The 13,971-nt window shown below is 64.4% G+C and carries 6 protein-coding genes, 1 tRNA gene and 3 rRNA genes; 9 read left to right on the forward strand and 1 reads right to left on the reverse strand.

Going from position 1 to position 13,971, the window contains the following annotated elements:
• Window positions 1-97: 97 nt before the first annotated feature.
• The 6 genes from I6G21_RS06025 (at window position 98) to rrf (ending at window position 9,128) form a co-directional block, all read left to right on the forward strand.
• On the forward strand, window positions 98-619 hold the full coding sequence (locus tag I6G21_RS06025) for a CarD family transcriptional regulator (RefSeq protein WP_058730287.1): 522 nt from the start codon (window positions 98-100) through the stop codon (window positions 617-619).
• A 140-nt stretch (window positions 620-759) separates the two neighbouring features.
• Window positions 760-2,181 carry a cysteine--tRNA ligase gene (gene cysS / locus I6G21_RS06030; RefSeq protein WP_129357906.1) on the forward strand — a complete coding sequence of 474 codons (1,422 nt, stop codon included), beginning with the start codon at window positions 760-762 and terminating at the stop codon, window positions 2,179-2,181.
• A gap of 94 nt (window positions 2,182-2,275) precedes the next feature.
• Window positions 2,276-3,262 (forward strand): 23S rRNA (guanosine(2251)-2'-O)-methyltransferase RlmB, encoded by a 987-nt coding sequence (gene rlmB / locus I6G21_RS06035; protein ID WP_129357905.1) that lies wholly within the window; start codon window positions 2,276-2,278, stop codon window positions 3,260-3,262.
• Between the two features lie 527 nt (window positions 3,263-3,789).
• Window positions 3,790-5,320, forward strand: a 16S ribosomal RNA gene (locus tag I6G21_RS06040).
• Window positions 5,321-5,743: 423 nt separating this feature from the next.
• Window positions 5,744-8,835 (forward strand): 23S ribosomal RNA (locus tag I6G21_RS06045).
• 175 nt (window positions 8,836-9,010) lie between these two features.
• A 5S ribosomal RNA gene (rrf, locus tag I6G21_RS06050) occupies window positions 9,011-9,128 on the forward strand.
• The 16S, 23S and 5S rRNA genes sit together here, the layout of an rRNA operon.
• Before the next feature lie 343 nt (window positions 9,129-9,471).
• Here rrf and otsB read toward each other — a convergent pair.
• Window positions 9,472-11,928, reverse strand: coding sequence for a trehalose-phosphatase (gene otsB, locus I6G21_RS06055; protein WP_100465080.1), 2,457 nt, complete (start codon window positions 11,926-11,928; stop codon window positions 9,472-9,474).
• A 149-nt stretch (window positions 11,929-12,077) separates the two neighbouring features.
• Here otsB and I6G21_RS06060 point away from each other — a divergent pair, with 149 nt between their 5' ends.
• From I6G21_RS06060 to I6G21_RS06070, 3 genes are all read left to right on the forward strand, one after another.
• Window positions 12,078-12,959, forward strand: coding sequence for a DsbA family protein (locus I6G21_RS06060; protein WP_058730431.1), 882 nt, complete (start codon window positions 12,078-12,080; stop codon window positions 12,957-12,959).
• Between the two features lie 114 nt (window positions 12,960-13,073).
• Window positions 13,074-13,147 (forward strand) — tRNA-Thr (locus tag I6G21_RS06065).
• 130 nt (window positions 13,148-13,277) lie between these two features.
• On the forward strand, window positions 13,278-13,898 hold the full coding sequence (locus I6G21_RS06070; RefSeq protein WP_055684243.1) for a histidine phosphatase family protein: 621 nt from the start codon (window positions 13,278-13,280) through the stop codon (window positions 13,896-13,898).
• The last annotated feature ends 73 nt before the right edge of the window (window positions 13,899-13,971 follow it).

Consider the following 13,971-nt stretch of genomic DNA (forward strand, 5'->3'; position numbering starts at 1 on the left):
TGCCTTCCGGTGCACCCGGGTTGCGGCCCGACCGATCGGGATCGGTGAGCAAGCCCACGCGCGTGCTAGGATAGACGGGCTGAAAGGGGTAGACCATATGCTTTTTGAGGTCGGCGAGACCGTCGTGTATCCGCATCACGGAGCGGCCACGATCGAGGAGATCAAGACCCGCGTGATCAAGGGCGAGGAGAAGACCTATCTGAAGCTCCAGGTGGCCCAGGGGGATCTGACGATCGAGGTCCCCGCGGACAACGTGGACATGGTCGGGGTGCGCGACGTCGTCGACGAGGAGGGCCTGGCCGAGGTCATCTCCGTGCTGCAGGCCTCCGATGTCGAGGAGGCCGCCAACTGGTCCCGGCGCTTCAAGGCCAACACGGAGAAGCTGGCCTCCGGCGACGTGCTGAAGGTCGCCGAGGTGGTGCGCGATCTGTGGCGTCGCGAGCAGGTCAAGGGCCTGTCGGCCGGGGAGAAGCGGATGCTGTCCAAGGCCCGCCAGATCCTCTCCTCGGAGGTGGCCCTGGCGCGGGACATCGACGAGGACGCCGCGGAGGCGGAACTGGATCGGATCCTGGCCGAGGGCACCGAGGCCGCCCAGGAGGCCGAGCCGGCGAAGAAGTGACTTCCGCGGCCCCGCCGCGGAGCCGACGACGGGCGCGTCCCCCTTCCCGCGCGGAGGGGGCGCGCCCGTCGTCGTGCGCGGGTGAACCGGTGTGACCGCACGGCGCTGCCGCGCGGGGGCGCATCGGTAGACTGGGCCGGGTGAGTCTGCGTTTCTACAGCACCGATACCGCCGCCATCCGCGATTTCCAGCCCGTGCATCCGGGTGAGGCCCGGCTGTACTACTGCGGCGCGACCGTCCAGGGCGCCCCGCACATCGGCCACGTCCGCTCCGCCCTGGTCTTCGACCTGCTGCGGCGCTGGCTTCAGCACCGCGGGTACCGGGTGACCACGGTGCGCAACGTGACGGACATCGACGACAAGATCCTCGCCAACGCCGAGGCCTCCAGTGCCCCGGGCTACACGGGGGAGCACCCGGATGAGCCGTGGTGGGCGCTGGCCTACCGCTTCGAGAAGGTCTTCGCCGACGCCTACGCGGCCCTGGGCATCGACCCGCCCACCTACGAGCCGCGGGCCACCGGGCACATCCCGGAGATGCACGCGCTGATCGCCCGGCTGATCGAGCGCGGCCACGCCTACCCCGCCCTGGATGACTCCGGTGACGTCTACTTCGACGTGCGCTCCTGGCCGGATTACGGCAGCCTCACCCGCCAGCGGGTCGAGGACATGCAGGACGCCCCGGACGCCGATCCGCGCGGCAAGCGCGACCCCCGGGACTTCGCCCTGTGGAAGGGACACAAGGAGGGCGAGCCGCTGACGGCCTCCTGGGATTCCCCGTGGGGCCGAGGCCGGCCGGGCTGGCACCTGGAGTGCTCGGCGATGGCCGGGAAGTATCTGGGCGAGCGCTTCGACATCCACGGCGGCGGGCTGGACCTGCGCTTCCCGCACCACGAGAACGAGCTGGCCCAGTCCACCGCGGCCGGATACGGCTTCGCGAACTTCTGGCTGCACAACGGGCTGGTGACCTACGAGGGCGAGAAGATGTCCAAGTCCATCGGCAACACGGTCTCTCCGGCGGATATGCTCGCCGCGGCCCGACCCCTGGCGGTGCGCTACTACCTGGGTCAGGCCCATTACCGCTCCGTGCTGGACTACCGGCCGACCTCCCTGGAGGAGGCGGGCACCGCCGTCGAGCGGGTGGAGGCCTTCCTCGTCGCGGCGGGGGTCCCGGAGGCCGGCGAGGTCCCGGAGGCCTTCGGCGAGGCGATGGACGATGACCTCAACGTCCCGCAGGCCCTGGCCGTGCTGCACGAGACCGTGCGCGCGGGCAACGCCGCTCGGGCCGAGGGACGCACGCAGGATGCCGCGGCCCGCGCCCGCGAGGTGCGGGCGATGACCGACGTGCTCGGGCTGAGCTCCCTGATGAGCTTCGCCGGCTCGGCAGGCTCCGACGGGGACGCCGAGCACCGTGCCCTGGATGCCCTGGTCCGCTCGCTGGTGGATCAGCGCGCGCAGGCCCGGGCTCAGCGGGAGTGGGCGCGCGCCGATGAGCTGCGGGACCAGCTGGCCGCGGCCGGGGTCCGGGTGGAGGACGGCCCCGAGGGCTCGACCTGGAGCGTGTGAGGCTCCGGGCGGGAGCACACGCAGGACACGACGACGCGATGGGCCGGGTGGCCCTCGCCCATGCAGGACACGAAGACGCGGAGGACACCAGAAGATGGCTGAGAGCAGACGACCCGGGGCGATCCGGAAGGGCAAGAAGGGTCCGCTGAAGGGCACGGGCGGGCACGGCCGCAAGGCCCTGGAAGGCAAGGGCCCTACGCCCAAGGCGGAGGACCGGCCCTATCACAAGGCGCACAAGATGAAGCGGGCCGCGGCCAACCGCCAGGCCACCAACACCGCCCGGCGCACCTCCCAGCGGCTGGGCGGCAAGCGCACGAGCGAGGAGCTGGTGACCGGGCGCAACGCGGTCCTGGAGTCGCTGCGCGCGGGGATCCCCGCCAAGCACCTGTACGTCATGGCCAACATCGAGGCCGATGAGCGGGTCAAGGAGATCGTCGCGACCGTGACCAAGCTGGACGTGCCGGCCCTGGAGATCACCCGCAGCGAGATCGAGCGGCTCACCGAGGGCGCGGTGCATCAGGGGGTCGCCCTGCAGACCCCGCAGTACAAGTACCCCGACGCCGGGGATCTGACCCGGGCCGTCATGGCGGATTGGCAGGAGGGGCGTCTGCAGCGTCCCCCGCTGTTCGTGGCCCTGGACGGGATCACGGATCCGCGCAACCTGGGGGCGGTGATCCGCAGCGTGTCGGCCTTCGCCGGGCAGGCGGTCATCGTCCCGGAGCGCCGGGCCGCGGGTGTCACGGCCTCGGCCTGGAAGACCAGCGCCGGTGCGGCGTCGCGGATCCCGGTGGCGAAGGCGACCAACCTGACGCGGATCATCCAGGACCTGAAGACCCAGGGCGTGTTCGTGGTCGGGCTGGACGGGGACGGCGAGGTCTCCCTGCCCGAGCTGGAGCTGGCCACGGAGCCGCTGTGCATCGTCGCCGGCTCCGAGGGCAAGGGCCTGTCGCGGCTGGTCGCGGAGAACTGCGATCAGATCGTCTCCATCCCGATCGACAGCGCGATGGAGTCCCTGAACGCCTCGATGGCGGTGGGCATCACCCTGTACGAGGTGGCCCGACGTCGGGCGGCCGCGGCCTGAGCGCAGGCGGGTGGCCGGGGGCCGCGGGAAGTGCGATGCACGTCATGCTCCTCCGGCTTGCCGGCCTCCGGTGGCCTGTGTACTGTTGACCGAGTCGCCGAGAGGCCCGGAAGGGTCCGCGGCGGCGCGGCCCACGTGGACCGCGGCACCGGCTTGCGCCGGATGATCCGATGGTCTAGAGTGGGGATCCGCTGCTTGGCCCGACCACGATGTGGGAGGAAGGGGAGCAGCAGGTGAACACGGCGGAAACGCCGGGTTGACCGGCCGGGAAGACTGGACTACAGTTGATCCGGCGGCCGCGGAAGCGGGCTTCCGAAGAACCGGGAGCTGCGTTGCCGAGACAGGCTCGTTGTTTGAGAACTCAATAGTGTGCTTTGTTCACTCTGATGGTGCATACCAAGTATTTTTTGTGAATGACTGTGGTCATCATGCAGAGTGTTGGTGCAGCGTGGAGGCCACCCCGTGGCTGGTGATGCGCTGTGCTGTTCATTTATTTTGATGAGTCCAGTGTTCATGCTTTTTGTTTTTCAACGGAGAGTTTGATCCTGGCTCAGGACGAACGCTGGCGGCGTGCTTAACACATGCAAGTCGAACGCTGAAGCCTGGTGCTTGCACCGGGTGGATGAGTGGCGAACGGGTGAGTAATACGTGAGTGACCTGCCTTTGACTCTGGGATAAGCCTGGGAAACTGGGTCTAATACCGGATGCGACTACTGCCCGCATGGGCTGGTGGTGGAAAGGGTTATGTACTGGTCTTAGATGGGCTCACGGCCTATCAGCTGGTTGGTGGGGTAATGGCCTACCAAGGCGACGACGGGTAGCCGGCCTGAGAGGGTGACCGGCCACACTGGGACTGAGACACGGCCCAGACTCCTACGGGAGGCAGCAGTGGGGAATATTGCACAATGGGCGCAAGCCTGATGCAGCGACGCCGCGTGAGGGATGACGGCCTTCGGGTTGTAAACCTCTTTCAGCAGGGAAGAAGCGGAAGTGACGGTACCTGCAGAAGAAGCGCCGGCTAACTACGTGCCAGCAGCCGCGGTAATACGTAGGGCGCAAGCGTTGTCCGGAATTATTGGGCGTAAAGAGCTCGTAGGCGGCTTGTCGCGTCTGCTGTGAAAGCCCGGGGCTTAACTCCGGGTGTGCAGTGGGTACGGGCAGGCTAGAGTGCAGTAGGGGTAACTGGAATTCCTGGTGTAGCGGTGAAATGCGCAGATATCAGGAGGAACACCGATGGCGAAGGCAGGTTACTGGGCTGTTACTGACGCTGAGGAGCGAAAGCATGGGGAGCGAACAGGATTAGATACCCTGGTAGTCCATGCCGTAAACGTTGGGCACTAGGTGTGGGGGACATTCCACGTTTTCCGCGCCGTAGCTAACGCATTAAGTGCCCCGCCTGGGGAGTACGGCCGCAAGGCTAAAACTCAAAGGAATTGACGGGGGCCCGCACAAGCGGCGGAGCATGCGGATTAATTCGATGCAACGCGAAGAACCTTACCAAGGCTTGACATACACCGGATCGTTCCAGAGATGGTTCTTCCCTTTTGGGCTGGTGTACAGGTGGTGCATGGTTGTCGTCAGCTCGTGTCGTGAGATGTTGGGTTAAGTCCCGCAACGAGCGCAACCCTCGTTCTATGTTGCCAGCACGTGATGGTGGGGACTCATAGGAGACTGCCGGGGTCAACTCGGAGGAAGGTGGGGATGACGTCAAATCATCATGCCCCTTATGTCTTGGGCTTCACGCATGCTACAATGGCCGGTACAATGGGTTGCGATACTGTGAGGTGGAGCTAATCCCAAAAAGCCGGTCTCAGTTCGGATTGGGGTCTGCAACTCGACCCCATGAAGTCGGAGTCGCTAGTAATCGCAGATCAGCAACGCTGCGGTGAATACGTTCCCGGGCCTTGTACACACCGCCCGTCAAGTCACGAAAGTTGGTAACACCCGAAGCCGATGGCCTAACCCTTGTGGAGGGAGTCGTCGAAGGTGGGACTGGCGATTGGGACTAAGTCGTAACAAGGTAGCCGTACCGGAAGGTGCGGCTGGATCACCTCCTTTCTAAGGAGCTCAACTTTGGTTGGCCCTGTTCGTGCCCGAGTGTGGTGCGTGGGGTTTGCTCATGGGTGGAATGTGCGCCTGTTCTTGTCATGCTGCCGGCTTGTGTGGCTGGTGGTGTGGTGAGTGGAGTGGATGGAGCATGCTGTTGGGTTTTGAGGCAATGAGCTTCTGACCCGTGCTGGTGATGGGTTTCCTGTTGCTGGTGTGGGTTGGGGTGGTTGTCTTGGGTTTGCCTGGCTGCTGCTGGTGCTATGCGTTGTGTGTGGTGTTGGTGGTGGTGTGGGTTGTTGTTTGAGAACTATATAGTGGACGCGAGCATCAATTTTATTCTGGTATGCCGTGTCTGGTGACTGCTGGGTTTCTGGTGGTTGCTGGGTGTGGTGTATCTGCGATTGTTGAGTTTATCTGTGATTATCTGTGTGTGGCTAAGTTGTTTAGGGCGCACGGTGGATGCCTTGGCACAAGAAGCCGATGAAGGACGTGTGAATCTGCGATAAGCCTCGGGGAGTCGATAACAGGACGTTGATTCGAGGATTTCCGAATGGGGGAACCCCGCCACTTGTCAAGGGTGGTGACCTGCACCTGAATGTATAGGGTGTGTGGAGGGAACGAGGGGAAGTGAAACATCTCAGTACCCTCAGGAAGAGAAAATAACTAATGATTCTGTGAGTAGTGGCGAGCGAAAGCGGATGAGACTAAACCTGTGGTGTGTGATACCGGTGAGGGGTTGCATCATGGGGGTTGTGGGAGTGATGCGTGCCAGTTCTTACCGGCTGGTGGTGTGGTGTGTTGCGGTAGGCGAAGCGCCTGGGATGGCGTGCCGTAGAGGGTGAGAGTCCTGTAGCTGAAACCGTGGCTGCTGCATGGTGTTGTTTCCCGAGTAGCACGGGGCCCGTGAAATCTCGTGTGAATCTGCCAGGACCACCTGGTAAGTCTAAATACTTTCTTGTGACCGATAGTGGATCAGTACCGTGAGGGAATGGTGAAAAGTACCCCGGGAGGGGAGTGAAATAGTACCTGAAACCGTGTGCCTACAAGCCGTCAGAGCCTTTTGGGGTGATGGCGTGCCTTTTGAAGAATGAGCCTGCGAGTTAGTGTTCTGTCGCGAGGTTAACCCGTGTGGGGTAGTCGTAGCGAAAGCGAGTCTGAAGAGGGCGTGTGAGTGGCAGGATCTAGACCCGAAGCGGAGTGATCTACCCATGGCCAGGTTGAAGCGCGTGTAAGAGCGCGTGGAGGACCGAACCCACTTCAGTTGAAAATGGAGGGGATGAGCTGTGGGTAGGGGTGAAAGGCCAATCAAACTCTGTGATAGCTGGTTCTCCCCGAAATGCATTTAGGTGCAGCGTTGCGTGTTGCTTGCTGGAGGTAGAGCTACTGGTTGGCTGATGGGCCTTATCGGGTTACTGACGTCTGCCAAACTCCGAATGCCGGTAAGTTTTAGCGTGGCAGTGAGACAGTGGGGGATAAGCTTCATTGTCGAGAGGGAAACAGCCCAGACCATCAACTAAGGCCCCTAAGCGTGTGCTAAGTGGGAAAGGATGTGGAGTTGCTGAGACAACCAGGAGGTTGGCTTAGAAGCAGCCATCCTTGAAAGAGTGCGTAATAGCTCACTGGTCAAGTGATTCTGCGCCGACAATGTAGCGGGGCTCAAGTACACCGCCGAAGTTGTGGCAACAGCGTTTTGTTGTTGGGTAGGGGAGCGTCGTGTGGCCGGTGAAGCTGCCGTGTGAACGAGTGGTGGAGGCTATGCGAGTGAGAATGCAGGCATGAGTAGCGAATGATGCGTGAGAAACGTATCCGCCGGATGATCAAGGGTTCCAGGGTCAAGCTAATCTTCCCTGGGTTAGTCGGGGCCTAAGGCGAGGCCGTCAGGCGTAGTCGATGGATAACGGGTTGATATTCCCGTACCGACGAAGGACCGTCCATACTGAGCTGGTGATACTAACCACCCGAACCGCTGTGGCCGCATTTTGTGTGGCTTCTGGTGGGGAGCGTGGGGCCTGAGCCAGGGAGGTAAGCGTGTTAACAGGTGTGACGCAGGAAGGTAGCCGGGCCACGCGGTGGTTGTCGTGGTCTAAGCATGTAGGGTGGGGTGTTGTTAAATGCGCGCCCCGTGTGCCTGAGATGTGATGGGACCCCCTTTGGTGGGGGATTCGGTGATCCTATGCTGTCGAGAAAAGCATCGGCGTGAGGTTCTAGTTGCCCGTACCCTAAACCGACACAGGTGATCAGGTAGAGAATACTAAGGCGTTCGAGAGAATCATGGTTAAGGAACTCGGCAAAATGCCCCCGTAACTTCGGGAGAAGGGGACCTTGAGCGTGAACCGGGCTTGCTCCGGGGAGCGTGTATGGGTCGCAGAGACCAGGGGGAAGCGACTGTTTATCAAAAACACAGGTCCGTGCGAAGTCGCAAGACGATGTATACGGACTGACTCCTGCCCGGTGCTGGAAGGTTAAGAGGACTCGTTAGGCCCTTCGGGGTCGAAGCGGAGAATTTAAGCCCCAGTAAACGGCGGTGGTAACTATAACCATCCTAAGGTAGCGAAATTCCTTGTCGGGTAAGTTCCGACCTGCACGAATGGAGTAACGACTTCCCTACTGTCTCAACCATGAACTCGGCGAAATTGCAGTACGAGTAAAGATGCTCGTTTCGCGCAGCAGGACGGAAAGACCCCGTGACCTTTACTATAGTTTGGTATTGGTGTTCGGTGTGGCTTGTGTAGGATAGGTGGGAGACTGTGAAGTCATCACGCTAGTGGTGGTGGAGTCGTTGTTGAAATACCACTCTGGTCATATTGGATGTCTAACTTCGGCCCATGATCTGGGTCAGGGACAGTGCCTGATGGGTAGTTTAACTGGGGCGGTTGCCTCCTAAAGAGTAACGGAGGCGCCCAAAGGTTCCCTCAGCCTGGTTGGCAATCAGGTGTTGAGTGTAAGTGCACAAGGGAGCTTGACTGTGAGACTGGCAGGTCGAGCAGGGACGAAAGTCGGGACTAGTGATCCGGCGGTTCATTGTGGAATGGCCGTCGCTCAACGGATAAAAGGTACCTCGGGGATAACAGGCTGATCTTGCCCAAGAGTCCATATCGACGGCATGGTTTGGCACCTCGATGTCGGCTCGTCGCATCCTGGGGCTGGAGTTGGTCCCAAGGGTTGGGCTGTTCGCCCATTAAAGCGGTACGCGAGCTGGGTTCAGAACGTCGTGAGACAGTTCGGTCCCTATCCGCTGCGTGCGTTGGAGAATTGTGGAGGCCTGTCCTTAGTACGAGAGGACCGGGACGGACGAACCTCTGGTATGTCAGTTGTACCGCCAGGTGCATGGCTGATTGGCTACGTTCGGGAGAGATAACCGCTGAAAGCATCTAAGCGGGAAGCTTGCTTCGAGATGAGTTCTCCTTGCCCTTTTGTTGGGTGTGAGGCTCCCTGTAGATGACGGGGTTGATAGGCCAGGTATGGAAGCCGGGACTGAAGACTGGTGGAGTTGACTGGTACTAATAGGCCGAAGACTTATCTACACATCATGGTGATCATGGTTGTTTGATGGTCGTGTGTTGGTGTTCGTGTTCACTGTATGGTTTTGGGATAGCAACCCGTGTGGGGTGCTGACCATGAACCCGTGACCCTTGGGGGTGTTTCCCTGGTGGGTGGGGTTGGTGGTGGGTGCCTGGATGGTGGTTGGCCCGTGTTTTTCTCGGTGGTTATGGCAAGAGGGGTACACCCGGTCCCTTTCCGAACCCGGTAGTTAAGGCTCTTAGCGCTGATGGTACTGCACCCGGTAGGTGTGTGGGAGAGTAGGTCGCCGCCGAGATTCATTTTTTGATGGTGGTGGGGGTCCCCGGTCGGGGACCCCCACCCTTTTTTTGTGCCCGTGGGATGTGCGGGGCTTGGCGGGGTCCGTGGTTGTGGGTGGTGGGGGTCCCGGTTGGGGCCCCCTTTTTTTCGTGCCCAGGACCCTTCCCGACCCTCCGGGGCAGCGTGCCAGCTGGCGCGCAGCGTGGGGCGGGGCAGTCTGGCCCGTCGCTGAGCGACCCCCGGGGCCGGCGGTGGGCCCTGGCCACCACCGGCGGCGACGTCGTCGTCGGGGGTCCCGTCGCCGGAACGAGCCGTGGGAAAGGGGCGGGAGGATGCCCCCCCGCCGTCACTCGGCTCGGTCAGTCTCGGCTGGTCGCCTCCTCCACCTGCTGCAGGGCGCGGGTGTGCTTGCGGCGCAGGTGAGCCAGACGGGCCAGCATGTGCGACATGGCCTCCGGTCCGGTGACCCGCACCCGCGCGATCGACTCGGCGCGGCCCACCTTCACCCCGAGGTCCTCGGCGCCCAGAGCGCTCAGGGCATGCTCGTCCGTGAGGTCATCCCCGGCGAACACCGCGCAGTCGGCGTCGGTGGCCTCCTTGAACAGGCGCATCGCATCGCCCTTGTCCACCTGCAGCACGGAGGACTCCACGACGTGCTGCCCCGGCGTGAGGTGCAGGCCCTCGATGCCCTTGAGAACCCGCACCGCCTCGGCCTCCGCGGCCTGGGCCAGTCCGTGATCCTCCATCGGGCGGGTGTGGAACACGACGCCGGCCGGCTTGTACTCGATATTCGAGCCCGGATACCGACTCACCAGCTCACGGATCGCCTCGGTCGCCTCCTCCAGCACGCGTCGCTGATCCTCGTCGAGGGTCAGGGCGGGGGATTCCTGTCCCGCAGCGGAGACGTCGAACTCCCCGCCGTGGGAACCCGACAGCAGCATCCGATGCTCCGGATCCGCAATCTCGCGCAGGAAGCTCATGGGTCGTCCCGAGATCAGCGCGACATAGGTGTCCGGCTGCTGGGCCAGGTCCTCCAGCGAGGTCTGCGACAGCGGCAGAGGCCGGGCGTCCTCGGGTCGGGTGGTGAACGGGGCGAGGGTCCCGTCGAAGTCCATGGCGACCAGCAGATTCTCGGCCTCGGCCACCCGCTGCAGCTCCTCCTCGATGGCCTGGTTGGGGAACGGTCCGTGGCCTCGGTCCATCACGGGAAGCGGCACCGTCGGCAGCTCGTCCGTCGTCGGGTCCGGGCCCAGACCCTCGGAGCGGATCCGGGACAGGTCATCCAGGAACCGGGTCGACCAGTCCTCGACGTCGTGGGCGAAGATCTGCTCGCGGATCGAACGCATCCGAGTCCGCCGCTCCTCCTCCGACATGTCCCGCGCATACAGCAGGGCGTCCTTGAAGCCGTCGATGTCGTGCGGGTTGATGGTGATCGCGCTGGGCAGCTGCTCCGCGGCCCCCGTGAACTCCGAGAGCACCAGGGCACCCCGATTGTCCGTGTGGGCCACCGCGTACTCCTTGGCCACGAGGTTCATCCCGTCGCGCAGCGAGGAGACGACCATGACGTCGGAGGCCAGGTACAGGGCCACCATCTCGGGGAAGGGGTAGCTGTGGTGCAGATAGCGGATAGCCGTGTGGGCCATGGTGTCGAACTGGCCGTTCAGCCGCCCCACGGTGCCCTCGATCTGCTCGCGCAGCTGGATGTAGGACTCCACCCGCTCCCGGGAGGGGCTGGCCACCTGGATCATCGCGGAGGTCTCCACGGTGAGGTCGCCGTCGTTGAGCAGCTCCCCGTAGGCCTTCAGCCGGTGCCGGATCCCCTTGGTGTAGTCCAGCCGGTCCACCCCCAGGTACACGGTCTCCGGATTGCCCAGCTCCTCCCGAATCTGCCGGGCCCGGCGCTTGGTCTCCGGACGCGAGGCCATCTCGGTGACCGCCTCCACGTCGATGGAGATGGGGTAGGAAGCCGCCCGGGTGACCCACGTGGACAGCTTCCGGTCCTTCAGCTCGCGCTTGGCCCGGCGCCGGGAGGTCACCCCCGGCAGCACGGTGGAATGGGTGCGGCGGTAGCGCTCCGACGGGGAGTCCTCATCCACCTCGTCGCGCGGGCGCTGGGAGACCTCCGCCTTCTCGCCGTCGAACTGGATGCCCAGCAGCTTCTCGCAGCAGCGCCGGAAGTTCGAGGCGTCCCCCGGGCGCTGGAAGCCCAGCAGATCCGCGCCCAGCAGCCCGGTGAGCACCTGACGGCGCCAGGGCAGCTGCGCGAAGATCTCCAGGGGCGGGAAGGGGATGTGGTCGAAGAAGCCGATGGTCAGGTCCGGGCGCAGGGTCCGCAGCATCGCGGGCACCAGCTGCAGCTGGTAGTCCTGCACCCACACGGTCGCGTTCTCGGCGGCGTTGGCCGCGGCGGCCTCGGCGAAGCGCCGGTTCACCTCCCGGTAGGTGTCCCACCAGGTGCGGTGGAACTCCGGGGGCGCGATGACGTCGTGGTACAGCGGCCAGATGGTCGCATTCGAGAAGCCCTCGTAGTAGCGGCGCACCTCGTCCTCGGACAGGGGCACGGGCACTAGATGGAAGACGTCGTGGTCGAAGGGCTCGAGGCGCTCATCGGCGGCGCCGTGCCAGCCGACCCAGGCGCCGTCGTGGGTGGACATGACGGGGGCCAGGGCGCTGACCAGCCCGCCGGGAGAGCGCCGCCAGGACGCGGCGCCGTCGTCGTCGACGACGCGGTCGACGGGCAGGCGGTTGGCGACGACGACGAAGTCGTAGGCCCCCCGCCCGGTGCCCTCAGTCGTGGATGCTGCTGGATCGGACATGTGGTTCTCCTTCGAGGTCTGCACCACAATCCTACCCGGGCAGCCCGCCCGGACAGGCGACGATGACCCGGCGGCCAGGACCCGTCCAGACGGCCCCGCTAGACTGACCTGCGATCGACGTACCCTGCGACGAAAAGCGAGTCATCACCTTGTCCCCTTCCTCCACGCAGCGCACCTCCGACGCGCGCGAGCGGGCCCGACAGATCGCGGACCGACAGGCCCGCTCCGCCAGCGCCAACCGACGCTGGCTGCAAGCCGCCGTGATCGCGGTGCTCGTCGTCATCATCGCGGTCATCGCCATCGTCTACACCCAGACGCGCAGCACCGATATCCCCGACGCCGGGGCCGTGCCCAGCAGCGCCAACCAGTACGGCGGGATCGTGCTGACCAAGGACGGCATCGTCAAGAACTCCTCCGACGAAGCCTCCCGTGATGTCAACGACCTGAAGACCTCCACGGTCTCCGCCTCCGCCTCCGACGGGCAGTCCGCCACCCTGCCCGTGGGGCTGCCCACGGCTGAGGAGGCGAAGAAGAACGGCAAGCCGGTGCGCCTGACCATGTTCCAGGACTACAACTGCATCCACTGCGCCGAGTTCGAGAAGGCCTACGGCGAGGACATCAAGAAGAAGGTCCTGGACGGGGAGATCGAGCTGGAGGTGCGCAACCTGAACTTCCTCGACGCGGAGACCACCACCGAGTACTCCTCCCGCGCCGCGGTGGCCGCCTACGCGGTCGCCGAGCAGGTGAGCACGGAGAAGTTCCTGGACTGGCAGGAGGAGATGTTCTCCCACCAGGGCGAAGGCGGGCTGAAGAACTCCGAGCTGGAGGACATCGCCTCCAAGTACGGCGCGGACATCAAGAGCGCGATGGACTCGATGGACTACCGGCCGATGGTCAACGTCACCGTCGCCGAGTCCAAGGAGAACGGCATCCAGGGCACCCCCACGGTCTACGTGGACAGCACCGAGACCCAGACGACGGACTTCTCCTCGGCCCTGGATGAGGCGATCAAGGCCAAGAAGGAATCCTGACCCGTCCGCCCTCGGAGCGCCGCCCGGCGATTGGGCGGCCCCGGGGGCACCGGGTATCCTGCTGGAGACCCGCAACCGCCCCGCGGAACCTCTCCGCCGGCGGTGCGGGTCCCCGCCTCCTTAGCTCAGCTGGCCAGAGCATCTGTCTTGTAAACAGAGGGTCGCCGGTTCGAATCCGGCAGGGGGCTCCGCGCACGCGCCGACCCGGTCAGGTGATCCCTGACCGGGTCGGCGCGTCTGCGCCGCGTGCGGCGATCGGGGAGGGGGCATCGGCAGTAGGATCGGAAGCTGTCCGCCCCACCCGTCGAAAGGATCCCCGTGGCCCCCGCCGAGCACCGCGCAGCCTCCCAGCCGATCGAGCCGTCCCTGCTCTCCGGGCGCCTGGTGCTCGTGCGCCACGGACAGACGGACTGGAACGCCGCAGGCCGGATGCAGGGCACCTCCGACATCCCCCTGAACGACACCGGGCGGGCTCAGGCCCGGGAGGCCGGGCGGCGGATCGCGGAGCTTGCCGAGAGCTGGGACCTGCTGGTCTGCTCCCCGCTGGGCCGGGCCCGGGAGACCGCCGAGATCATCGGGGAGCAGGTGGGGCTCCCTGTGGCGCAGACCGTGCCCGGGATCATCGAACGCCACTACGGCACCGCGGAGGGCCAGGTGCTGGATTATGAGGACTCGCGTCACCCGCAGGACCTCTACGAGGACGTGGAGGCCGAGGCCGAGGTCTACCGCCGCGGAGTGGCCGCCTGCCGCGAGCTGGTGCGGGCCCACCCCGGAGAGCGGATCCTGGCCGTCAGTCACGGCACCCTGATCCGCCGGGTGCTGCTGGCCACCACCCCGGGGGACTGGCGGGCCACCGTGCCCAACGCCGAGCCGCTGGAGGTGGATCTGGAGGGGCTGTTCGCCTGGGATCCCTCCTCCCTGGACGACGGCGAGGCCTGAGTCGCCGCACGGCCCGGCGGCCTCTCACCTCAGGCCCCGCCCGCTCCGCGCTTTCCCGCCTCCACGAGTGTGC

It is taken from the genome of Rothia kristinae (genome assembly GCF_016028855.1).
Taxonomy (GTDB): Bacteria; Actinomycetota; Actinomycetes; order Actinomycetales; family Micrococcaceae; genus Rothia; species Rothia kristinae.

Coding starts and splice junctions, on each gene's coding strand:
- rlmB (WP_129357905.1), top strand. CDS start 2,276: ATGGCTGAGAGCAGACGACCCGGGGCGATCCGGAAGGGCAAGAAGGGT.
- otsB (WP_100465080.1), bottom strand. CDS start 11,928: ATGTCCGATCCAGCAGCATCCACGACTGAGGGCACCGGGCGGGGGGCC.
- I6G21_RS06025 (WP_058730287.1), top strand. CDS start 98: ATGCTTTTTGAGGTCGGCGAGACCGTCGTGTATCCGCATCACGGAGCG.